At 53.0% G+C, this 21,223-nt stretch carries 22 protein-coding genes; 12 read left to right on the forward strand and 10 right to left on the reverse strand.

Annotation, left to right across the window (positions count from 1 at the left end; genetic code table 11):
* Positions 1 to 13 precede the first annotated feature (13 nt).
* Positions 14 to 1,453 (forward strand): multicopper oxidase domain-containing protein, encoded by a 1,440-nt coding sequence (locus AB9F27_RS14070; protein WP_335586248.1) that lies wholly within the window; start codon positions 14 to 16, stop codon positions 1,451 to 1,453.
* A 49-nt stretch (positions 1,454 to 1,502) separates the two neighbouring features.
* Positions 1,503 to 2,192 carry a VTT domain-containing protein gene (locus AB9F27_RS14075; RefSeq protein ID WP_335586249.1) on the forward strand — a complete coding sequence of 230 codons (690 nt, stop codon included), beginning with the start codon at positions 1,503 to 1,505 and terminating at the stop codon, positions 2,190 to 2,192.
* A gap of 496 nt (positions 2,193 to 2,688) precedes the next feature.
* Here the strand turns inward: AB9F27_RS14075 and AB9F27_RS14080 are convergent, their stop codons facing one another.
* Positions 2,689 to 2,946 carry a HipA domain-containing protein gene (locus AB9F27_RS14080; protein WP_335586250.1) on the reverse strand — a complete coding sequence of 86 codons (258 nt, stop codon included), beginning with the start codon at positions 2,944 to 2,946 and terminating at the stop codon, positions 2,689 to 2,691.
* Between the two features lie 425 nt (positions 2,947 to 3,371).
* A complete protein-coding gene (locus AB9F27_RS14085) occupies positions 3,372 to 3,632 on the reverse strand; it encodes a DUF2312 domain-containing protein (protein WP_039002604.1) in 261 nt (86 codons plus the stop codon).
* A gap of 132 nt (positions 3,633 to 3,764) precedes the next feature.
* On the opposite strand from AB9F27_RS14085, the gene AB9F27_RS14090 reads away from it, so the two are divergent.
* Complete coding sequence (locus tag AB9F27_RS14090; protein WP_039002502.1) at positions 3,765 to 3,980, forward strand: hypothetical protein; 216 nt, start codon at positions 3,765 to 3,767, stop codon at positions 3,978 to 3,980.
* 9 nt (positions 3,981 to 3,989) lie between these two features.
* Here AB9F27_RS14090 and AB9F27_RS14095 read toward each other — a convergent pair whose 3' ends face one another.
* Positions 3,990 to 4,202: a hypothetical protein gene (locus tag AB9F27_RS14095; protein WP_039002504.1), complete on the reverse strand. Its 213-nt coding sequence runs from the start codon at positions 4,200 to 4,202 to the stop codon at positions 3,990 to 3,992.
* A gap of 151 nt (positions 4,203 to 4,353) precedes the next feature.
* On the opposite strand from AB9F27_RS14095, the gene AB9F27_RS14100 reads away from it, so the two are divergent.
* The 3 genes from AB9F27_RS14100 to AB9F27_RS14110 are packed head-to-tail and all read left to right on the forward strand — an operon-like array spanning position 4,354 to position 5,638.
* Positions 4,354 to 4,773 carry a YeeE/YedE thiosulfate transporter family protein gene (locus AB9F27_RS14100; protein WP_335586251.1) on the forward strand — a complete coding sequence of 140 codons (420 nt, stop codon included), beginning with the start codon at positions 4,354 to 4,356 and terminating at the stop codon, positions 4,771 to 4,773.
* Positions 4,773 to 5,192, forward strand: a complete 420-nt coding sequence (locus tag AB9F27_RS14105; protein ID WP_335586252.1) for a DUF6691 family protein — start codon at positions 4,773 to 4,775, stop codon at positions 5,190 to 5,192. The genes AB9F27_RS14100 and AB9F27_RS14105 overlap by 1 nt, the downstream gene beginning before the upstream one ends.
* 20 nt (positions 5,193 to 5,212) lie before the next feature.
* Positions 5,213 to 5,638 (forward strand): TIGR01244 family sulfur transferase, encoded by a 426-nt coding sequence (locus tag AB9F27_RS14110; RefSeq protein ID WP_369756576.1) that lies wholly within the window; start codon positions 5,213 to 5,215, stop codon positions 5,636 to 5,638.
* 7 nt (positions 5,639 to 5,645) lie between these two features.
* Here AB9F27_RS14110 and AB9F27_RS14115 read toward each other — a convergent pair whose 3' ends face one another.
* The 5 genes from AB9F27_RS14115 to AB9F27_RS14135 form a co-directional block, all read right to left on the reverse strand.
* Positions 5,646 to 6,836 (reverse strand): FliM/FliN family flagellar motor C-terminal domain-containing protein, encoded by a 1,191-nt coding sequence (locus AB9F27_RS14115; RefSeq protein WP_369757884.1) that lies wholly within the window; start codon positions 6,834 to 6,836, stop codon positions 5,646 to 5,648.
* 93 nt (positions 6,837 to 6,929) lie between these two features.
* Positions 6,930 to 9,662: an ATP-binding protein gene (locus AB9F27_RS14120; RefSeq protein WP_335585734.1), complete on the reverse strand. Its 2,733-nt coding sequence runs from the start codon at positions 9,660 to 9,662 to the stop codon at positions 6,930 to 6,932.
* Positions 9,663 to 9,664: 2 nt separating this feature from the next.
* Positions 9,665 to 9,946: a hypothetical protein gene (locus tag AB9F27_RS14125; RefSeq protein WP_335585735.1), complete on the reverse strand. Its 282-nt coding sequence runs from the start codon at positions 9,944 to 9,946 to the stop codon at positions 9,665 to 9,667.
* Positions 9,943 to 10,311 (reverse strand): response regulator transcription factor, encoded by a 369-nt coding sequence (locus AB9F27_RS14130; protein WP_039002511.1) that lies wholly within the window; start codon positions 10,309 to 10,311, stop codon positions 9,943 to 9,945. The genes AB9F27_RS14125 and AB9F27_RS14130 overlap by 4 nt, the downstream gene beginning before the upstream one ends.
* A 137-nt stretch (positions 10,312 to 10,448) precedes the next feature.
* Positions 10,449 to 11,711: a helix-turn-helix domain-containing protein gene (locus tag AB9F27_RS14135; RefSeq protein WP_335585736.1), complete on the reverse strand. Its 1,263-nt coding sequence runs from the start codon at positions 11,709 to 11,711 to the stop codon at positions 10,449 to 10,451.
* 228 nt (positions 11,712 to 11,939) lie between these two features.
* On the opposite strand from AB9F27_RS14135, the gene AB9F27_RS14140 reads away from it, so the two are divergent.
* The 6 genes from AB9F27_RS14140 (at position 11,940) to acs (ending at position 19,252) form a co-directional block, all read left to right on the forward strand.
* On the forward strand, positions 11,940 to 13,283 hold the full coding sequence (locus AB9F27_RS14140; RefSeq protein WP_335585737.1) for a substrate-binding protein: 1,344 nt from the start codon (positions 11,940 to 11,942) through the stop codon (positions 13,281 to 13,283).
* Positions 13,284 to 13,380: 97 nt separating this feature from the next.
* The gene (locus tag AB9F27_RS14145) at positions 13,381 to 14,412 is read left to right on the forward strand and encodes a branched-chain amino acid ABC transporter permease (RefSeq protein ID WP_335585738.1); all 1,032 of its coding nucleotides are present in this window, start codon (positions 13,381 to 13,383) and stop codon (positions 14,410 to 14,412) included.
* Positions 14,413 to 14,414: 2 nt separating this feature from the next.
* Entirely contained in the window at positions 14,415 to 15,638 is a 1,224-nt protein-coding gene (locus tag AB9F27_RS14150; RefSeq protein WP_335585739.1) for a branched-chain amino acid ABC transporter permease, read from the forward strand.
* A 14-nt stretch (positions 15,639 to 15,652) separates the two neighbouring features.
* Positions 15,653 to 16,411, forward strand: coding sequence for an ABC transporter ATP-binding protein (locus tag AB9F27_RS14155; RefSeq protein WP_039002515.1), 759 nt, complete (start codon positions 15,653 to 15,655; stop codon positions 16,409 to 16,411).
* 9 nt (positions 16,412 to 16,420) lie between these two features.
* Positions 16,421 to 17,164, forward strand: a complete 744-nt coding sequence (locus tag AB9F27_RS14160) for an ABC transporter ATP-binding protein (RefSeq protein WP_335585740.1) — start codon at positions 16,421 to 16,423, stop codon at positions 17,162 to 17,164.
* A gap of 138 nt (positions 17,165 to 17,302) precedes the next feature.
* A complete protein-coding gene (gene acs / locus AB9F27_RS14165) occupies positions 17,303 to 19,252 on the forward strand; it encodes an acetate--CoA ligase (protein ID WP_335585741.1) in 1,950 nt (649 codons plus the stop codon).
* Positions 19,253 to 19,395: 143 nt separating this feature from the next.
* Here acs and AB9F27_RS14170 read toward each other — a convergent pair whose 3' ends face one another.
* Together AB9F27_RS14170 and AB9F27_RS14175 are read right to left on the reverse strand one after the other, a co-directional pair.
* Positions 19,396 to 20,379 carry an ABC transporter substrate-binding protein gene (locus tag AB9F27_RS14170; protein WP_335585742.1) on the reverse strand — a complete coding sequence of 328 codons (984 nt, stop codon included), beginning with the start codon at positions 20,377 to 20,379 and terminating at the stop codon, positions 19,396 to 19,398.
* 35 nt (positions 20,380 to 20,414) lie between these two features.
* Positions 20,415 to 21,221, reverse strand: coding sequence for an ABC transporter permease (locus AB9F27_RS14175; RefSeq protein WP_369757889.1), 807 nt, complete (start codon positions 21,219 to 21,221; stop codon positions 20,415 to 20,417).
* Positions 21,222 to 21,223 lie beyond the last annotated feature (2 nt).

The following is a 21,223-nucleotide window of genomic DNA, read 5'->3' on the forward strand; positions in this document are numbered from 1 at the left end:
ACGGAGATACAAATTGAAACGTCGAACCCTTCTAGGCGGTATCGCAGCAAGCACCGCAGTTGTGGGCTTTCCGAATTTATCCATTAGTCAGGAAGCTCCCAAACGTCTCGTCATGCCCCCACTTATGGATGCAACGACGACAAGGCGGGTTCGGTTGGAGGCGCAAAAGGGGCGAACTTTGTTTAAAGGTTCGTCCCGCGCTGACACATGGGGATTTAACCAACCCTTCCTCGGACCGACCCTGCGTATGGCGACAGGGCAAACAACGGTCACAGAGGTTACAAACAGTTTGAATGAGCCGATTTCGGTGCATTGGCATGGGCTTCTCGTGCCCGGGAACGTCGATGGGGGGCCTCATCAACCCATCGCACCGCAGGCAACGTGGACACCAGAAATCACCTTGACCCAACCCACCGCCACCGCTTGGTATCACTCCCACATTCATGGTGCGACGGCCAAACAGGTTCAGATGGGATTGGCAGGCGTGTTGCAAATCTCGGACGGCCAAGATGACGCCCGAGAACTCCCGTCAACTTACGGGGTGGATGACCTGACTCTCGTAATTCAGGATCGCCGGTTTACGCGCAATGGGCAAATGGATTTGTCCATCGGGATGGCCGAACAGATGACCGGTTTTCTTGGGGATACGATGTTGATCAACGGACAAATCGGCGCGACTGCGGTTGTGCCGCGCGGAGTGGTGCGCCTGCGACTTTTGAACGGATCGAACGCTCGGATTTATACGCTGGCCTTATCCGACAATCGGCCGATGCATCTCGTTGCGACAGATAGTGGGCTCCTAGATCAACCCATCGCCCTCACGAGCCTCAGGATTGCACCGGGGGAACGGTATGAAGTGTTGGTTGATTTTTCCAACGAACGCACGGTGACACTCGTTTCAGCGCAAAATCCGAACACGGGCATGATGGGCGGCGGCAATCAAAGCACCGCCGACTTCCCTGTACTTCCTTTTAGTGTCGATGCATCCCTTCTTACACGGATAACGCGCCTCCCCACGGCCCTTGGTGGTAACCGCCCAACCGCCGATGCCGCCAACGCGAAATGGCGTCGCTTTTCCCTCGATATGTCGATGGGCATGGGTATGATGTTTCGCCAATCGGACCGGCGCTTTTCCATCAACGGGGCACCGTTTGACATGAAGCGCATCGATTTCAACGTCGACCTTGGCGCAATGGAACGCTGGACAATTTCCGCCGACTTGATGATGCACCCGTTTCACGTTCACGGCGCAATGTTTCAAGTCCTGTCGGAAAACGGCCAGCCACCACAAATTCAAAACACAGGGTGGAAAGACACCGTTCTGGTCAACGGGTCTGTCGATCTCTTAATCAAATTTGATCACCCTGCCTCCAAACAAGCCCCTTTTATGTATCATTGCCACATCCTCGAACATGAAGACGGCGGAATGATGGGCCAATTCACAGTTGGATGAAGGACGTGGTCTACCAAAGTCGCTCCCGATCCCTTCAGGGAACCCTCGCATGTTAAGGATCAAAGCCATCAAAACAAAGCCTCTCGTCATTGCGGTTTTCGCCGTTTTGGCGCTCGCTGCCATCTTGCTTTGGTATTTTGAGGTGCCTGCCATGTTTGACGCCGAGAAAACGACCGCATGGATCGAAAATCTGGGGGTGCTGGGCCCGCTCGCCATCATTGCGCTGATGACCCTCGCGGTTGTCGCCAGCCCAATTCCTAGCGCGCCAATCGCCGTTGCTGCGGGGGCCGCTTACGGCAAGATGGCGGGTATGATCTATGTGGCAATTGGGGCGGAAACGGGGGCCGTTCTCGCGTTTCTCATTGCACGTCATCTTGGCCAAGACGCTGTTGAGCGGTTCCTTGGAGAGAAGGCCGGAAAAGGCCTTTTGGGTTCGCAGAACGCGCTAACGTTTGCGGTATTCTTCAGCCGATTACTGCCGTTCGTCTCCTTTGACGTAATGAGCTACGCCGCAGGCCTCAGTCGCCTGCATCTCTGGCGTTTTCTACTTGCAACCTTCGCCGGCATTCTGCCTGCAAGCTTTGCCTTAGTCTTTCTCGGAGCCGAGGCCATGGAGGGCAATTCAAAGTGGATCATGGGCGTGATTCTTGGACTGGGCCTGCTAACAAGCGTGCCGCTTTTACTTGCGTTTTTCCGACGCAGAACGGCCCTTGAAGACAGTGATGACACCGATGAATAGTTCACAATATTTATTGCAAAAGCACATTCATTGTCGCTTGTTTTCTTAATTTTCTATCGTCAACGCGCTTTTTAACCGCTTGCCGTGGGAGAGTTGCAAGAGCCCCAACGTCGTCGTAAGCGTCCGGTGTTCCCACCGAATTGTGCAATAAGCGCGGCCAAACGCGCCCGACAAAATCGCATTAATCAATTTAGCCTTGCGGCCAGTCGCGGCCTTTGGATAGTGGCAAGCGAAAGATCGATCTATTTGGGAACTCAAGGTGTCGATAAGCATTCATATCAGACTTTTCATTGCCGAATGCATAGTCGCCATTTTGAACATCCCGTTCATTAAATCGATTGGGCGAGTTTGACCGAGCACCACTCCGGATGATGCAGATTTTGATGGCTGCCTCAGTTTAGTTTCCTACCATGCTCAAAGACGCGCAGCCTATGAGATATCATGGTTTTCAATCGTCGGTCCAACCGCTGCGAGTCACTTGTAATTCACTGCAAATTCAACGCCAGTAGCCGGCAATATACCGCGCCATATCCCCAATCATCTCGCGCGCCTCGCCCGTCGTCAGATCAAAATACGGGGCCGTATCCAGAACCGAGCGAATAGAATATTCTGCCCTATGAATCTCCGAAATCGGTGCCTGTAATTGACCACCCGGCCGATGCTCCGGATTGATGTCGAATGCAGGCGACAGCCGCCAGCCGTTCCCACCTCGCAAAAACCCATAATTCCGCAAGTGATCATCTGTTTTGCGCACGAGGCCGCGAAGCCCCGCGGACTTTTAAGCAAGAGGTATAGTCGCTATCGTTTCTTGCTTTCCCAATTTTTCATTTTGTTTAAAAAGTTGTTCATACTCAGAGTGATGCTCTAAAACCTAAGTGCTCTTCAATCGAATTTTGTCCGTTAAAACTTCAGCTTTTGAGGCTTTCAGGGACTTAGCTTCAGCAACTCTTTTTGGGGCTCGTTTATTCTACTTCTTAAGCCAATATAGCACGAAACTTCGGGTATCGAGATATTGATTTTTGCGCAGTGTTCCTTCAGATACGCTAGCCCAGCGACATATTTGGGGGCAACGTCGCGTCGGGCCAGCTTCCGCATTTTTTTGCGGTAAGCTTGACTGCAGTACCTCCACCGTAGTTGAGGTACTTAAAAAGCTACCGATGGCGGTACATGCAAACGCTTTTAAGTCATCCCCAAAGCTTCTTTGTACATCTCCATCACAGCTTCTTCTTCCGCCAAATCATTCGCATCACGCTTACGCAGGGCAATGATTTTACGAAGGACTTTAGTATCGTATCCACGGCCCTTTGCTTCGGACATGACTTCTTTTTGCTGCTCCGCGAGGTCCTTTTTCTCGGCGTCCAAACGCTCTATGCGCTCAATAAATTGACGCAGCTCGTCGGCGGTCACGCGATAAGTTGCATCGCTGGAAAAATCGTTCATCAGAAAACCCTCGTCGGTTTGTTTTGTTTTTTGCTGCGCCATAGCTACTCAACACAATCCAGAGCCGCAAGGGGCTTGCTCTGAAAGCTGACATCCTTTAGGCGGCAAAACACTTGTTCTTGGAGAAAATGAATGGACATCCTGATTATCGCTGGCGCGGTGCTATCCTTGATCGGCCTGATTGGCTTGATCTATTGTATTGTTTCCGCGCTGCGCGCGCGCAAACAGGGCCTAAGCGATGAAGAGATGCGCGTGCGTTTGCGTGGTCTTGTCGCTTGGAATATGGGGGCCCTGTTTACGTCAATCCTCGGCCTTATGATGGTCGTAGCCGGAATTTTTTTAAGCTAAGTCAGCGCCTTAGACGGGAAGATTGTTGAAATAGTCTTCCGCGCTCTCGTCTTCTAGGGCGCGCTCAAAGGCTTCCAAATCCTCGGGAACTGGCAAACCAAGCGCGCGCATCTCAGACAGTTTTTCCCGCAAAGATTCCTGCAATATATGCACATCCTCTGGCGCTTTTTCAATTTCGTCCAACAATAGCAGAATTGCCGTTTTTAAGGTCTCAAAAGCCATACTTCCTCCATACTTAACGCGATTCGCCAAAATAGCCCCACGTCAATGCTGTCAGTATACAGTGCTTTTGCGCTTCGGCCTTGAGATATATCAAAGTTTGCCTATATATCTTTTCATCCCAGCGGGGAATCACAGGAAAAGGTGTCGAAGAATGGAACAAAGTTGGATTATGGGCCTCATAGGCGGGCTCATCATAGGGTGTGCTGGAGCAGTATATTTGTTGATGAACGGTCGCATTATGGGCGCAAGCGGTGTCATCGGTGGTCTCATTGATGGGTCGGGTCGCAACATGGAACGCGGCTCGTTTTTGGCAGGACTTTTCATCGTACCCGCGATTTTGGCCGCCACGGTTTACCCCTCCCAAACCAACGTTACCTCCAACCTATTTATCGTAGCCGCCGCGGGCCTTTTGGTTGGAATTGGCACACGCATCGCTAACGGATGCACGTCGGGCCACGGCGTTTGCGGTATCTCGCGTCTTTCGTTGCGCGGCATCGTTGCAACCGTTTTTTATATCCTAGCGGGCGGCCTGACAGTCGTTCTGTTCCGTCACATCTTGGGAGTGATCTAATGCGCAACTTTTATGCTCTTCTCGCCGGAAGCCTGTTTGGCACAGGGTTGCTGATTTCTGGGATGACGGACACCCAGCGCGTTATTGGCTGGCTCGACGTTTTTGGATCATGGGATCCGACGCTCGCCTTCGTCATGGGCGGCGCTATCCTCCCAATGGCGGTAGCATGGGCTTATTCCAAAGGGCGCACGCCAAAATTAGGTGGCACATTCCCTGCACCACCAGAACCACGCCTTGGTCGCGGCCTTGTGGTTGGATCGGTTTTGTTTGGGGCCGGTTGGGGGTTGGCTGGCCTTTGCCCTGGTCCCGCAATTGCATCTTTGAGCTTTGGCGGTGTGGGAGGCCTCACATTTGTTGCCTTCATGACGCTTGGAATGATTTTCGCGCCAAGGCTAAAATCTCGGCTAGAATCCGCCTAAATCACGTGCTAAGAGACGGCATGGATATTAAAACGATTACAGATACCTATGCCGTTTCTGCCCAGATTGAGCCAAACGATGTTCAGGCCTTGGTGGATGCTGGTTTTACCACGGTCATTTGCAACCGACCGGATTCTGAAGTTCCACCAGCCCTACAGGCGGCGGAAATCAAGGCCGCAGTGGAAGCTGCGGGGCTGAAATTTGTGATCAACCCCGTCGTACATGGGCAATTGACCCAAGATATTCTCGATATTCAGGCCCGTGAGATCGAAACCGCGACTGGCAAGTGTTTTGCATATTGCGCTTCGGGAAATCGCTCAACTGTCGTTTGGGCCTTGGGAAGTGCCGGAAAAATATCCACAAGCCAAATCATTGCGGCAGGCGAGGCGGCAGGCTATCAGCTTGAAGCCATGCGCAACCAACTCGACATTCTCGCCGAAAAATAGGACTTTCCTAGTCGATTTGAATTGGGCTCACGTCCATCTCGAAATCAAGGTCTGGCAAATCGCCCATCGGTGGTAAATTGTCCATCGGTGGCAAGTCACTCATGGATGGAAAATCGTCCATTGCCGGAAAATCGCCCAATCCGTCGTCAGGCTCGTCCACTTCATCCGGTGGACTCATATCGGAAAAATCTTTCGGAACTCCGGTGTCCATTGGCAAAACGGCATCCGTCGCGGTGACAGGTATTGGCCCATCGACGGGTCCCATGGCCTCAAGCGGATTTCCATTCATTTGTGCCATCGAGGACTTTGACTGCGCCGTCTTAGCACCCTCACCACCCGAAATTTTTACCGCGCGAAAACCGTTGGACTGGCCCAACGATCCCTGAGCGACGACGCTTCCATCGCTCCCTTTTACTTTAAGGGTGTTCACGGACATACGCGGCAGTATAATTTCATACCCAACGACAAGATTGGGGACTTCGTCCAACGGCATGGTGAACGTATGCAGGGTCACGTCAATCTCCACCTCGGCTCCCATCACCCCTGCTTCGAGTTTTGTCGTCCATTTTTTGGAGGGACCGACATCCTCGGATGCTTTCGTATCCACCCGCAAGCTCGGATAGGCGAGGATCAAGTAAGCGGGCTTGGCCACCTTGCCCAACCCCACTGCAATCTCAAAACACGCATAATCGTCTTCTGGCAAAACGAGGGGCAGATGGCGCTGATCTTCGATAACACGGGAATAGGAAAACCCAAGAAACCGCGGAAGTTCCTCCTTGCCCGCAAGCTGATGCACGAATTCGGCAAGAACGGCATCTAGAAATGGCTCTACCAAGGACGCATCCGTACGGGTGGGGCGCCGCGCAATCGGCGGATTCGGTGAGACATCCCCTATTGTTTGAATCTCAATCAGACTCGCCAATAGGGCCGCATCCGGAATCGCAATGCCGAGACGATCGTCCGTAGATTGTATGAGCATGTACAGGCGGTTGTCCTCAAGTTTACTGAGCAACATTTCGCGAGTGTGACTTTTCAGGGAAACATCCGACACGATCAACGGTAGGTCCAGTGCATGATCCGCCGCCTTTGGAAGAGCATTGCGCATCGCTTTGCAGGGCGTCATCAACGATAGGTCGGGGCTCTCCCCGACCCGCTCCATCAAGCGTTTTAGTACTGATTGAACCGCGTCGGCAGTCATATTCCTTGAATTCCCAATGGCATACCCTCTGTTTTTGGGCAAACATGGTTGAGAATTCGTTACTAGTGGCCACGACTTCGCAAAAATTAACCCTTAGATCGCGATTTCCTCGCTTGGAAGGTCCAACATCGCATGGGTTACTTTGCGGTCAGGTAATTTACTCGGGAATGAAACGCGGAACGCCGCGCCACTCTGCCCTGGTAAATAGCTCACTTCGCCGCCAAGATTGATCATAATCTCACGGCAAATCGCAAGGCCAAGCCCGGCCCCTCCTGCTGCGGCCTGATCCCCGAGGCGCGAAAATTTCTCAAAAATCAAACCTTGGTTTTTGTTCGAAATTCCTGATCCATTGTCGCCGAAAATAATCTCAATCCACCCATCCGGTGTTGGTGTTCGCACGTGAATACGCAGCACAGGTGTTTCGGCGTCACAGTATTTTTGTGCGTTTGAAATCAGATTGATAAAGACCTGAGTTAATCGATCACTATCAGTATGAAGCGGAACCATTTCGCGCCCCGCATCCCGTATCACGGTGATCGGATGGGCATCATGCGAAATACTCGCCGAAACTGCGTGATCAAGCAACACGCCCAACGTGGCATCCTGTGCATTCAAGCTCACTTGCCCGTTTTCCAGCACCGAAATATCGAGTAAATCGTCCAAAAGCCGCGTCAAGCGTTGGGTCTCATCATGGATAATGCTCGAATATTTTTTACGCTCGGAATCCGTCATTTTTCCCTCCTCGCGCAGAATCTCTGAGAAGGCGCGAATACTGGTCATCGGAGTGCGCAACTCATGGCTGATCTGACTTAAAAAGGCGTCTTTTTGGATCGACAATTCGGTCAGTTTTTCATTCACTTCGCGCAATTGAAGTGCCGTGCGCCCAAGCTCTGCGGTTTTGTTCTCAAGCTGGCTTGAGTATTCTAACATCTGGGCCGTTTCGTCGGCCACCGCCATCAAATCCTCAACCGAAACTGCGGCCCCGCCGACGATCTGCCCAACCATTGCATGCGCGGTAGCAGCGCCAACCGATCCAGCCAATTCGCGCTCAATTCGACTGAGGAAATCTGGCGAAGTATCGGGCAGATACCCCTGTTTTCCCTGTGATTTTGCGGCCTGAAGAAACACTTTCTGCGCCTGATCCGCCCCCAGAATACGTTGGGACATCACCAGAAGATCTTCTGCTTCGCCGCCATGCCCCCTCCACTCTTGCGCGGTCGTCGAATGCTCAAATGCGTTGACGATTTGTGCTCCTTGCAGGCGTTCCAATGGAGAGGGGAAACTCAGTAAAGATACCGTACAAAACGCCAAAGTATTCAGGAATGTGGACCAGACTATCGCATGAACAACGGGATCCAAGCCTTTGATACCGAACAAAGATTGCGGCGCAAGCCAACTTATCCCGAAAGGGCCAAACTCCATCACAGAGGCACTCATAAGACCATTGGCACCAAGGCTGGGTAAAAACAACGCATAGGCCCAGATCGCAAACCCCGTCAGCAGGCCCGCGATGGCCCCGATCCGTGTTGCTCCGCGCCAAAACATACCACCGACGAGGGCGGGCAAAAACTGCGCAACCCCCGCGAAACTGATCAACCCAATGGCCGCGAGCGCCGCGCCGCCGCCTGAGAAACGATAATAGATATAACCAAGCCCCAATATGCCAGCGATTGATGTACGACGCGCAAGCAAAATAACACGCCGCACATCGCCCGAAACCGTCGCACCGCTTTGGTTTTTGGAGAGCCAAAGTGGCATTACAATGTGGTTTGACACCATCGTCGACAGGGCAATCGCCGCAACAACTACCATCGAGGTGGCCGAGGAAAAGCCGCCAAGGAAGGACAACATCGCAAGGCCATTTTGGTTCATCGATAGCGGCAGGCTGAGAACGAATAGATCGGGGTTATTATTGGGCAAAAGTTCGAGGCCAACCACAGCGATTGGCAGCACGAAGAGGCACATCAAAAACAAATACAGCGGGAAAGCCCAACTCGCTGTGGCCACGTGGCGTTCGTCGGAATTTTCCACCACCATGACTTGAAACATGCGCGGCAAACAGATGAACGCGGCCGCCGAAAGGAACGTCAAACTGATCCAGCGGCTGGTGTTGGGGGGGATGTCCGAGAGCGGCGACGCGTCGATCCGCGCCAGCGTATCCCCCATACCATCCGCCACGCCCCAGACCACAAATATACCGACGGACAAGAGCGCGACAAGTTTTACAACCGCTTCAACTGCGATGGCCGTCACCACGCCGTGATGGCGCTCGTTGGCGTCCAGATTGCGGGTTCCAAATAACACCGTAAAGACCGCAAGCCCGATCGCCACCCAAAGTGCGGTGGCGTTCAAATCCATGCTGGCACCTTGGCCGCTATGTGTCGCAAAAACCGAAAATGAGAGCGTAACCGATTGAAGCTGCAAGGCAATATATGGCGTAGACCCAACGACCGCCATCAAAGTGACGATAACACCAAGCGACGTCGACTTCCCAAAACGCGAGGAAATAAGATCGGCAATGGAGGTGATCCGCTGCATTTTCCCAACTCGCACCAGTTTTCGGACAAACCACCACCACCCGATCATCACAATCGTGGGGCCGATGTAAATTGTCGCGAACTCAAGCCCTGAGCGCGCCGCATATCCAACGGCACCATAGAAGGTCCAAGCGGTGCAATAAATCGATAGGGATAGCGTATAGACCAGCGGGGATTGCAGCCAGCCAAGCTTCCCTGCCGCTGCGCGTTTTTCGGCGAAAAAGGCTATGAGAAACAGGGCGACAACATAGGTAAGGCAGACGGCAATTAGCGCATTAAACGGGACCATCTCTAGGCCTCGTGGTCCGACTTGGACGCTTTATACTCTTTGCGCCCGATACGATGCAACGGCCGAGCCAAAAGCGCCGCCAGCGCAATCAAAACGACCCACACCCCAAACATAAACAACACCGACCCAGAGATCCCGTCATCGGAGGCATTACTGCGGATCAAGGTCAGAACGCCGACAAGAAGAATGACGCCCAACAGTGGCAAAAGCCGGGCTGCGTCCATAGTTCGGCGCGCCCGATAGGTGGCATGCGCCACAAAGAGGGGGCGCGATGGTTCGTTCATGCGGGGCAAAGTGTTTGCATAATTTCAAGCACTTCGGCGTTGGAGAAGGGCTTGGTCATAAAATGGCTCACCCCGTAACTCTCGGCCAATGCGCGGTCTTTGGTTTGGCCGCGCGCTGTAAGCATCAACACGGGCAACGTCGCGGTCGCTTCGATTTCGCGCAACTCCTTCAGGATGTCAAACCCGCTTTTATGAGGCAGCATAACGTCCAAAATCACCACATCGGGTGCGACATCAAGAACCGCATTCACCGCCGAGCGTCCATCCGCATGGGTATCCACCCGCCAGCCATCACGCGCCAGAATAAAACGGATCGCCTCGACAATATTCGGCTCATCTTCAATCAATAGGACATGTTTGCCCATCTATCCCTCCCGATTCGACAGCCAGTTCGAGAACCCCTGTCAGGAGGCCTCCACCTCCCATTTTACGTGCCCTGACTATTTCGATACTCTTACCTCATGTCAAAAGCAACTTTGATGCGACGCAATCGCAAAACCGGCTAGATCCGGGTCACAGGCGTGTTTGACAGGAAAAGATCGGGCGTGGCCCCGATAATATCTGGCACAAGCGCTGCGGGTAAAATTAACATAGTTGCCTCTAGTTGCGGTGGCACATCAAACGAAAGAGGCGCGACCGACTGACAGATTGCATAGACGAGGAACTGGCGCGCAGAACTGCCCTGCCCCTGTTGAATATGGCGCCGCACGGGTAAATTTGGACGGCTCAGAGCTTGATACAGTGGCCATTCTGGATACGCCCCCCCAAACCTTGGTAAAGGAAATCCGCCGATTGCGTGCCTCAGCACCAAAGCCCCCGTGCCGTCACAAATTGCAAGGCCAATGGCGGCGTTTTCCGTTTCGACAGGGAGGGTCACGAGGCGCCGCATTGTGGAGGGAATGCTGGTGGAAAAAGCGCGGGCTAGCTTTGCGGGGTCGTATTGTGCGCGGATGGCCTCCTGCTGAAACGCTCCCAATGGCATTGCCGCAGCATCTTGCACATAGCGCGTGAAATACTGGCGCGCCGCCTCTTGAGCGGCATCGCCTTCAATTCCTGCTGCAATGACAAGATTGGGAATATCCGCATCGCCAACCTCTAGCGCAGGAAGATGAAAACTATGCTCTCGTAAGTATGCCTCCAAAACGTCGATAGGAGTCCCCGCCTGTGAGGAAGCCGCCTCATCGCGATCGAGATACGTCACCAAAGCCTGCGAAGACTCGGCCAAGCGTACCGAATCCTCATAGAGGTTGCGCTGAAAACGTGTGCGCCACGCCTGCTCCATGTCTTGCGGATCGGCCAGAATAGCCGCAGTGGAGCGGATCGCAGTCACGGTTGAGAGAACTTCATGCAGCGCCCCCGAGAGAATAGGATCATGTGCAAGCCGATCCGTCAGGGCCTCGACTTGGCGCTCCAACGCAGAAACCCGTTGTGTTTGACTGGCCAGCAGCGCCGCCCACCCCGGAAACCGCGCGGCAAACCCCTCTATTTGGTCGATCTCGGCGGCACTCGCCATTTGGCTGGCCGCGGCCGAAAGAAGGCGGGCCAAAAGGGTGGCTTCTGTGCCCTCAGAAAGGGCCGACGCATCAACTGCCAAGGCCCGTGCGATATCCATCAACAGTTTACCGCCGATTCTGCGACGATTGTGTTCGATCAAGTTGAGGTAGGACGGTGAAATTCCGACCTGCCTGGCCAATTCCCCCTGTCTTCGCCCGACTGCGACCCTTCGATCTCGTATTCTATGGCCTGTCAATTGGTGTGACGTCATGCTTCCTCCCGCGGAAACCTCAACAAATGCAGCATTTTCTGCGCGTGCGCGTTAATAACTTTACACATTAATCACTTTTAATGTCTATATCTTTACAAAAATAATCTTTGTTTAAAAGCTATTGTTGCGAAATTTTCGAACCCGGACGAATACTGTTCATGTTCTGTAAAGGGCGAGTGGCATATGCGGAGGAGGCATATGTTACTTAATTCAATCGGGAGGATATGAATGTCCAATTTACTCACTCGTCGTGGTTTACTTAAAACCAGTGCCATCGCTGGCGCTGGTCTTGCTGTTCCCACGATTTTCACAGCGTCGTCCGCAGCGGCCTATACCAATGCCCCTGACGGCAGTGGCGTAACGCTTGGTTTTAACGTACCCCAAACTGGCGCTTATGCCGACGAGGGTGCTGACGAACTTCGTGCCTACCAACTCGCAGTTGAGCACCTGAACGGTGGCGGCGACGGCGGCATGATGAACACCTTTAGCTCCAAGACATTGGATGGCACGGGTATTCTGGGTAACGAAGTCAAATTCGTAACCGGCGATACACAAACTAAATCCGATGCAGCGCGGGCTTCTGCTAAATCCATGATCGAAAAAGACGGCGCTGTGATGATCACAGGCGGCTCATCTTCGGGTGTTGCGATTGCGGTTCAAGGTCTCTGTCAAGAAGCAGGCGTGATCTTCATGGCCGGCCTGACACACTCCAACGACACCACTGGTAAAGACAAAAAAGCCAATGGTTTCCGTCACTTCTTCAACGCTTACATGTCTGCCGCTGCTTTGGCGCCTGTGCTTGAGAAACTCTATGGTAACGACCGCGTCGCCTATCACTTGACGGCGGATTACTCATGGGGCTGGACACAAGAAGAGTCCATCGCCGCAGCCACAGAAGCCATGGGCTGGACCACTGTGAACAAGGTGCGCACACCGCTCGCCTCTACAGACTTCAGCTCGTATATCGCACCTGTGTTGAACTCCGGCGCGGATGTTTTGGTTCTGAACCACTACGGCGGAAACATGGTGAACTCGCTGACCAACGCGGTTCAGTTTGGTCTGCGTGAAAAGCAAGTCAACGGCAAGAACTTTGAAATTGTTGTGCCTCTTTACTCCCGCCTCATGGCGCGTGGTGCGGGCGAAAACGTTAAAGGTATCTTTGGCTCGACAAACTGGCACTGGTCCCTTCAGGACGAAGCGTCGCAAGCCTTCGTGCGCTCCTTTGGCGCGAAATATGGCTTCCCACCAAGTCAGGCCGCACACACGGTTTACTGTCAGACACTTCTTTATGCGGATGCGGCACAACGCGCGGGTACGTTTAACCCATGTGGTATCGTTGAAGCGCTTGAAGGCTTTGAGTTTGATGGTCTTGGCAACGGTCCAACACTTTACCGTGCCGAAGATCACCAGTGCTTCAAAGACGTGCTTGTTGTGAAGGGTAAAGAGAACCCAGAAAACGAGTTTGACCTTCTTGAAATCGTTGAAGTTACCCCAGTAAGCCAAGTGACTTACGCCCCAGACAACCCCATGTTTGCGGGTGGTGCTTTGGGTCAATGTAACCCAGGCGCTTAACGCTTGATCGACAATGGTTGGGCGCATGCGTTGCGCCCAACCCCCTTGGCCCTACAAATGTAGGCGCCCCAAATCATAAAAAAATCGGGTGGGGATAATGGACACGCTCCTTCTTCAAATTCTGAATGGGTTGGACAAAGGGTCTGCGTATGCGCTGATCGCTTTGGGCCTAACTCTAATTTTCGGCACGTTGGGGGTGGTCAATTTTGCCCACGGTGCGCTGTTCATGCTTGGCTCATTTTGTGCCGTCACCTTTAGCAGACTCCTAAGTTTGTCATCCGTCAAGTTGGACGAGACGAAAGTTGATTTCCTCGGCAATCCCGCTGAGATCAAGACCCCCTATGTTGAAGCATGGTTTGGCCCCGAAACGGGTGCAGCCATCATCGACTGGGCGGTCCCACTTTCCCTCCTCCTTGCTATACCTTTCATGATCCTTGTCGGCTTCGTTATGGAGCGCGGGTTGATCAAACATTTCTACAAACGCCCCCACGCGGACCAAATCCTTGTGACCTTCGGGTTGGCGATTGTCCTTCAGGAAATCATCAAGGCGATCTACGGCGCAAACCCCATTCCTACACCGGCCCCGGATGTCTTCAGAGGCTCGTTTGACTTTGGCCTAGCCTTTGGTATGGACGCAAATAAAATCATCTACCCCTACTGGCGCATGGTTTACTTTAGCTTCTCCCTCGTGGTGATTGGTGCGGTCTTTAGCTTTTTGCAATTCACCACCTTTGGGATGGTTGTGCGTGCCGGTATGGCCGACCGCGAAACCGTCGGGCTCCTTGGCATCGACATCGACAAACGCTTTACCTTTATGTTCGGGATTGCGGCCGCCGTCGCGGGGGTTGCTGGGGCGATGTATACGCCGATCAACTCGCCCAACTACCATATGGGGATGGACTTCCTCGTACTAAGCTTTGTTGTTGTGGTTGTTGGCGGTATGGGCAGCCTTCCGGGCGCCGTGCTTGCGGGCTTCATGCTAGGGATACTTGAGAGCTTTGCTTCCATGAATTGGATCAAAGACATCATCCCTGGAATTGACCAGATTATCATCTATCTGGTTGCAATTATCATTCTGCTCACCCGTCCTCGCGGACTTATGGGCCGCAAAGGTGTGATGGAGGAATAATCATGCTAGGTCTCAACAAAAAAGACACCAAATTTCTGCTGCTCGTGATCGCTTTGACCATGTTGACGCCGTTTCTCACGCAACCTTTCGCCGAAAATTCCGGCTTGGCGCAATTCAACGCGGGCTACCCTGATCTCATGCAACGCTTTGCGATCTATGGTATTTTCGCGATCGGGTTCAACATCCTCTTTGGCCTCACGGGCTACCTCTCCTTTGGGCACGCAGCCTTTCTGGGCGTGGGGTCTTACTCCGCAGTCTGGATGATGAAACTCCTCACCGTAAACGTCATTCCTGGAATTATTCTGGCGATTATTGTCTCGGGCCTCTTTGCCCTCGTGATTGGATATGTTTCGCTGCGCCGGTCTGGGATCTACTTCTCGATCCTCACACTTGCCTTGGCACAGATGAGCTTCAACCTCGCCTATTCGGTACTTACCCCCATCACAAACGGGGAAACCGGCTTGCAATTGGCCCTAGATGATCCGCGCATCCTTATGGCGAAAAACACTTCGGGTTCGCTTCCAAACACCAACCTCTTTGGCCTTTCGATGAACAGTTCCGCCAAATGGGAAGTCCTTGGACACGTATTCACCTTCAACGTTGGCTACTACTTCTGTGGCGTGATTGCAGTGATTGCCTTCTACATCAGCCTGCGCATCTTCCGCTCCCCTTTTGGGCTGATGTTGCGCGCGGTTAAAACCAACCAAACACGCATGAGCTATACTGGTTTGAATGCGCGTCCCTACACTTTGGCCGCTTTCGTGATCTCGGGTATGTACGCAGGTTTGGCGGGTGGTTTACTGGCCTCGATGGATCCCCTCGCGGGCGCCGAACGAATGCAATGGACCGCTTCTGGCGAGGTTGTCATCATGACCATTCTCGGCGGTGCAGGTACATTGATGGGCCCTGTCCTTGGGGCTGGCTTCATCAAGTATTTCGAGAACATCTTCTCAAAAATCAACGATACGGTTTTGCACGGTTGGTTTAATTTCCTACCTGATGGTCTGGAAAACCTCCTTGTGACGCTGATCCACCCCTTCGTTGGCAAAGGCTGGCACCTGACCCTTGGCGCGCTCTTTATGCTCGTCGTGATCTTCCTGCCAGGAGGGCTGATGGAAGGCGGACAACGCATCACGAAATGGATTAAAAACAAGCGCAGTGGCGGGGGGGATCCAAACTCTAACAAAACGCATGCCCCGAAACCCACTCCTCACGTGGCCGAATAAGAAAGGATACGAACATGGGTATTCTAGAAGTAAAAAACGTCGGCAAGCGGTTTGGGGGGCTCCAGGCACTCGGAGACGTCAACCTCAGCATTGCTGAAAACACCGTTCATGCAATTATCGGCCCAAACGGGGCCGGTAAATCCACCCTCCTCAACGTTTTGGTTGGCAAACTCATTCCCGATACGGGTTCAGTGATGTTCGACGGCCAATCTGTTTTGGGGCGTAAGCCGCATGAAATCAATCAGATGGGCATTTCCCGTGTGTTTCAAACACCCGAGATTTTTGCCGATCTCACGGTTTTAGAAAACGTTCTGATCCCCTGCTTTGCAAAACGTGACGGGTCCTACCGCTTGCACGCCTTGGAAACCGTTGAAAACGAAGTGGACATCAACGAGCAAGCAGAAAAAATGTTGCTCGATGTGAATATGCAAGACAAACTGCACATGACAGCAAGCTCCCTCTCTCGCGGGGATAAGCGACGCCTTGAGATGGCCATGTGCTTGGTCCAAGAACCGCGCCTGTTGCTGTTAGACGAACCAACGGCTGGCATGGCGCGCGCCGATACCAATAATACCATCGACCTGCTCAAGGAAATCAAAGATAGCCGCGACATTACTATGGCCATCATTGAGCACGACATGCATGTGGTCTTCTCGCTCGCGGAACGCATCACCGTTCTCGCCCAAGGCACTCCATTGGTCGAAGACACCCCCGAAAACATCAAGGGTCACCCCAAGGTAAAAGAAGCTTACCTCGGCGAAACTCAGGAATAGGAGGCCCACATGGCTCTCGCGAAAAACGCAAACCACGCCGCCACGGCTCCGGCCTTTTTCTCCGTCTGGGATTTACATGCTTACTATGGCGAGAGCTACATCGTCCAAGGGGTGAGTTTTAACGTGCATGAAGGCGAAATCCTTGCCCTTCTCGGCCGCAATGGTGCGGGTAAAACCTCAACCTTACGGGCTCTGGCACGTCTCGATGATCCGATGCTTACCCATGGTGAAATCTGGCTCGATCATCAAAATTTGCATAAAATGAAGGCGCATGAAGCGTCGCGTGCAGGCTTGGCCCTAGTTCCCGAGGATCGCCGTATTATTCAGGGTCTTACGGTTGAAGAGAACCTGCAACTTGCGCAGATTGCCGAGCCTATTGGCTGGTCGCTTGAGCGCCTCTATGAGTTGTTCCCGCGCCTTGGCGAACGTCGCAAGCAGGAAGGCGTCACGCTTTCGGGCGGTGAGCAACAAATGCTCGCCATCGCCCGCGCCCTTGCCCGCGATATTAGGGTTTTGTTGCTAGATGAGCCCTATGAAGGGCTTGCGCCTGTCATCGTTGACGAGATTGAGAAAACCCTCAACATCATCAAAGCGCAAGGCATCACCACCGTGATCGTTGAGCAAAATGCCATTCGTGCGCTAAAACTTGCAGATCGTGCGGTCATTTTGGATACCGGGACCGTCGTTTTTGACGGCCTTGCTGACGAGGTCCTTAACGACGACAAATTGCGCGCGGAATACCTCGCTATTTAAAGCACGGCGCAGTTTCAAACGGCCCCGCAGAAAAATGCGGGACCACCCCTCGCGCTTTGCGCAAAAAGTGGTAAACATCGACCAAGGAATTTGTGCCCAGTCTCCTCACGCTGCGCACATCGGGAGGAGAGACTTCAAATGAGTGATAAAACCTACGCACCCAGCGCCGCATTTTCTGCAGAGGCTCACGCAGATAAAGCCACTTACGAAAAAATGTATGCCGCGTCGATCGCGGACCCCGATGCGTTTTGGGGCGAGCACGGCAAGCGAATTGACTGGATCAAGCCCTATACCGAAGTTTCAAACTCGAATTTCGAACTCGGAAGTGTGAACATCAATTGGTACGCCGACGGAACCCTCAATGTGGCTGCCAATTGTATCGATCGCCATCTTGCAACGCGCGGCGACCAAACGGCGATCATTTTTGAACCTGATAGCCCGGACACCCCCGCGCAACACATCACCTATAAACAGCTGCATGAAAACGTCTGTCGGCTTGCGAATGTCTTTAAATCTCAAGGCGTAACCAAGGGCGACCGCGTTGTCCTTTATATGCCCATGATCCCAGAGGCCGCCTACGCGATGTTGGCCTGCGCGCGCATCGGCGCGGTGCACTCTATTGTTTTTGCTGGATTTTCACCGGATGCGCTTGCCAATCGCATTAACGGCAGCGCGGCGAAACTCGTCATTACAGCCGACGAAGCCCCGCGCGGCGGACGCAATACAGCCCTCAAATCAAACGCAGACGCGGCACTTTTGCACTGTAACGACAAAGTAAAATGCTTGGTGGTAAAACACACGGGCGGCCAAACCACTTGGACTGAAGGGCGCGACATCGACGTCAAAGCGGAAATGGCCGCAGCTAGCACCGACTGCGCCCCCGAAGAAATGAATGCCGAAGATCCACTGTTTGTGCTCTACACGTCCGGCTCCACTGGCCAACCCAAGGGCGTTGTCCACTCCTCCGGCGGCTATCTCGTTTACGCCGCGATGACGCACCAGTACACCTTCGATTACCATGACGGCGACGTCTTTTGGTGTACGGCCGATGTGGGTTGGGTTACGGGTCACAGCTATATTATCTACGGCCCTCTCGCCAATGGCGCGACGACTATAATGTTTGAGGGTGTGCCGACATACCCCGACGCGGGGCGCTTCTGGGCGGTTTGCGAGAAACACAAAGTCAACCAATTCTATACAGCCCCAACAGCCATTCGCGCCCTCATGGCGCACGGAAACGGACCCGTTGAAAAACATGACCTTTCCAGCCTCAAACTACTTGGAACCGTGGGCGAGCCCATCAATCCAGAAGCGTGGAATTGGTACAACGACGTGGTCGGAAAAGGCAAATGCCCCATCGTTGACACATGGTGGCAAACCGAAACCGGCGGTCACCTTCTGACCCCCCTCCCCGGCGCAACTGCTACGAAACCTGGCTCCGCAACCCTGCCTTTCTTTGGCATCGCTCCTGTCGTACTTGACGCGACCTCGGGCGAAGAAATCCATGAGACCGAGGCCGAAGGTGTTCTGTGTTTCAAAACAAGCTGGCCCGGCCAAATGCGGACCGTTTTCGGCGACCACGAGCGGTTCGAGAAGACCTATTTTTCCGATTACAAAGGGTATTATTTTGCGGGCGATGGCTGTCGCCGCGATGCGGATGGGTATTACTGGATCACTGGTCGCGTGGATGATGTGATCAACGTTTCTGGCCACCGCATGGGTACTGCCGAAGTCGAAAGTGCATTGGTGGCCCATGCCCATGTCGCCGAAGCGGCGGTTGTTGGCTTCCCGCACCCCATTAAAGGCCAAGGCATTTACGCCTATGTCACCTTGATGAACGGTATTGAGCCAACGGATGAACTCCGCAAAGATCTTGAGAAATGGGTCCGTACGGAAATTGGCCCGATTGCCAAACCCGATATCATCCAATGGGCCCCGGGATTGCCAAAAACGCGTTCTGGAAAAATCATGCGCCGTATTTTGCGCAAAATTGCCGAAGATGACTATGGCTCCTTGGGCGATACGTCGACTCTGGCGGACCCAGGTGTTGTAGATGAGCTTATCTCGACCCGTATCGAGCTAAAGTAATTCAGCTAAAATCGTGAGAGTTAAGGCCACTCCTTGTCGGGGTGGCCCTTTTTTGTTGTGCTTCGGAAGTATCAAAGACTGGCAAGCGTGCGACAAAAAAGGGCGCCCCCAAAGGAGACGCCCTCGAAAGTAAAATCAGTCGCCTATTTCAATGCGGCGTCTGTGATGGCCAATGTATAGGCCCCTTCAGGCATTTTGGAGATGACAGGATCAGAGCCACCGCCCAAGAGAGTCGCAACCGTACGATCATAATCCGCGATGTCGAGCGCGCCGTTTGATCCCGCTGTAAGCTTAGCAATTTCGCGCATCATGCGCTCTTGGTGCTTCTCTGTTTGCGCACCTGTTTCGTCATTGTCCAAAACAATTGACGCAGCTTCGTCTGGGTTTTCTTCTGCCCATTTCCAGCCCTTCATTGAAGCACGCACAAAGCGTTCAAGCTTGTCGACTTCCGCAGGATCAGCAAGCTTGTCCTCTAGAACGTAAAGACCATCTTCAAGTGTCGAAACGCCTTCGTCCTCATACTTGAACGTCACCAAATCATCAGGAGTAAGCCCTGCGTCAATCACCTGCCAGTACTCGTTATAGGTCATTGTCGACACACAATCGGCCTGCCCCTGCAACAATGGATCAACGTTAAACCCTTGCTTTAGAACAGTTACACCGTCGCCACCCTCTGTGGTGTAGCCAAGGGTGCTCATCCAGCTCAGGAAAGGATACTCGTTGCCATAGAACCAAACACCAAGTGTTTTTCCGGCGAAATCCGTAGCGGGAGCAACAATGCCGCTTTCCTTGAGACACGTAAGCATCATGCCGGAGCTTTTGAACGGTTGTGCAATGTTCACGAGCGGAAGTCCCGCCTCGCGCGCGGCCAAAGCAGAAGGCATCCAATCCACAACAACATCGGCACCACCACCAGCGATAACCTGTGCTGGCGCCACATCGGGGCCGCCGGGTTTGATCGTAACGTTCAGGTCTTCTTCGTCGTAAAATCCTTGATCAAGAGCCACGTAATAGCCCGCGAATTGAGCCTGCGTCACCCATTTAAGTTGCAAAGTAAGATCATCAGCAGCATTCGCCGCACCCGCAGCAAAGCCCAAAGCTAGAGCGCTTGTCAGTAGTTTTTTCATTGGTAGTCTCCCATGTTGATTAGTTTTTTTAATTATCACCGACGCCGCTGAGACGGATGCCAAAAGGTTACCTTTTTCTCAACGAACGCCACAAATCCATAAAACAACGATCCCGAAATTGCCGCAATCGTAATTTCTGCCCACACCATATCAAGCCCTAAACGCCCGACCTCCGTTGAAATGCGGAACCCCATCCCACGAGTCGGAGAACCGAAAAATTCAGCAACGATTGCCCCAATAAGCGCCAGTGTTGTCGCAATTTTAAGCCCATTAAAAACAAACGGCATCGCAACAGGAAGGCGCAGTTTAAACAAGCTTTGCCAATAACTTGCTGCATAACTCTGCATCAAATCGCGTTGCATTGCATCTGTTTCTTTTAGCCCTTGAACCGTATTGACCAGCATTGGGAAAAACACCATCGCAACCACAACTGCGGCTTTGGAATGCCAATCAAACCCGAACCACATCACGAGGATGGGCGCAGTACCAATTATGGGCAAGGCCGCGACAAAGTTGCCAACTGGAAGCAGACCACGTTGCAAAAACGGAGAGCGATCAATCGCAATTGCGATCAGAAACGCGGAGCCACAACCGATGATATACCCCGTCAAAGCGCCCTTTACAAAGGTTTGAACAAAATCCGTCCAAAGAATTGGTAGACTTTCACTCAGCCGTACCGCGATGGCGCTTGGCGGCGGCAAAATTACGGCAGGCACTTCTATGCCCCGCACAAGCCCTTCCCAAACAACCAGAATTGTGACGCCAAACAGTGTCGGCACAAAAAGTTTTCCCGCACGCGTTTTCGCCACAACGCTATTGGCGATTTTAATATTCACACCCATGG

It is taken from the genome of Falsihalocynthiibacter sp. CO-5D18, from assembly GCF_041205445.1.
Lineage (GTDB): Bacteria > Pseudomonadota > Alphaproteobacteria > Rhodobacterales > Rhodobacteraceae > Falsihalocynthiibacter > Falsihalocynthiibacter arcticus.

Bases quoted from the DNA above. Each gene is read 5' to 3' on its own strand.
- AB9F27_RS14075 (WP_335586249.1), top strand. From the start codon at position 1,503: ATGTTAAGGATCAAAGCCATCAAAACAAAGCCTCTCGTCATTGCGGTT.
- AB9F27_RS14085 (WP_039002604.1), bottom strand. From the start codon at position 3,632: ATGAACGATTTTTCCAGCGATGCAACTTATCGCGTGACCGCCGACGAG.
- AB9F27_RS14090 (WP_039002502.1), top strand. From the start codon at position 3,765: ATGGACATCCTGATTATCGCTGGCGCGGTGCTATCCTTGATCGGCCTG.
- AB9F27_RS14095 (WP_039002504.1), bottom strand. From the start codon at position 4,202: ATGGCTTTTGAGACCTTAAAAACGGCAATTCTGCTATTGTTGGACGAA.
- AB9F27_RS14100 (WP_335586251.1), top strand. From the start codon at position 4,354: ATGGAACAAAGTTGGATTATGGGCCTCATAGGCGGGCTCATCATAGGG.
- AB9F27_RS14105 (WP_335586252.1), top strand. From the start codon at position 4,773: ATGCGCAACTTTTATGCTCTTCTCGCCGGAAGCCTGTTTGGCACAGGG.
- AB9F27_RS14110 (WP_369756576.1), top strand. From the start codon at position 5,213: ATGGATATTAAAACGATTACAGATACCTATGCCGTTTCTGCCCAGATT.
- AB9F27_RS14115 (WP_369757884.1), bottom strand. From the start codon at position 6,836: ATGACTGCCGACGCGGTTCAATCAGTACTAAAACGCTTGATGGAGCGG.
- AB9F27_RS14120 (WP_335585734.1), bottom strand. From the start codon at position 9,662: ATGGTCCCGTTTAATGCGCTAATTGCCGTCTGCCTTACCTATGTTGTC.
- AB9F27_RS14125 (WP_335585735.1), bottom strand. From the start codon at position 9,946: ATGAACGAACCATCGCGCCCCCTCTTTGTGGCGCATGCCACCTATCGG.
- AB9F27_RS14130 (WP_039002511.1), bottom strand. From the start codon at position 10,311: ATGGGCAAACATGTCCTATTGATTGAAGATGAGCCGAATATTGTCGAG.
- AB9F27_RS14135 (WP_335585736.1), bottom strand. From the start codon at position 11,711: ATGACGTCACACCAATTGACAGGCCATAGAATACGAGATCGAAGGGTC.
- AB9F27_RS14140 (WP_335585737.1), top strand. From the start codon at position 11,940: ATGTCCAATTTACTCACTCGTCGTGGTTTACTTAAAACCAGTGCCATC.
- AB9F27_RS14145 (WP_335585738.1), top strand. From the start codon at position 13,381: ATGGACACGCTCCTTCTTCAAATTCTGAATGGGTTGGACAAAGGGTCT.
- AB9F27_RS14150 (WP_335585739.1), top strand. From the start codon at position 14,415: ATGCTAGGTCTCAACAAAAAAGACACCAAATTTCTGCTGCTCGTGATC.
- AB9F27_RS14155 (WP_039002515.1), top strand. From the start codon at position 15,653: ATGGGTATTCTAGAAGTAAAAAACGTCGGCAAGCGGTTTGGGGGGCTC.
- AB9F27_RS14160 (WP_335585740.1), top strand. From the start codon at position 16,421: ATGGCTCTCGCGAAAAACGCAAACCACGCCGCCACGGCTCCGGCCTTT.
- acs (WP_335585741.1), top strand. From the start codon at position 17,303: ATGAGTGATAAAACCTACGCACCCAGCGCCGCATTTTCTGCAGAGGCT.
- AB9F27_RS14170 (WP_335585742.1), bottom strand. From the start codon at position 20,379: ATGAAAAAACTACTGACAAGCGCTCTAGCTTTGGGCTTTGCTGCGGGT.
- AB9F27_RS14175 (WP_369757889.1), bottom strand. From the start codon at position 21,221: ATGGGTGTGAATATTAAAATCGCCAATAGCGTTGTGGCGAAAACGCGT.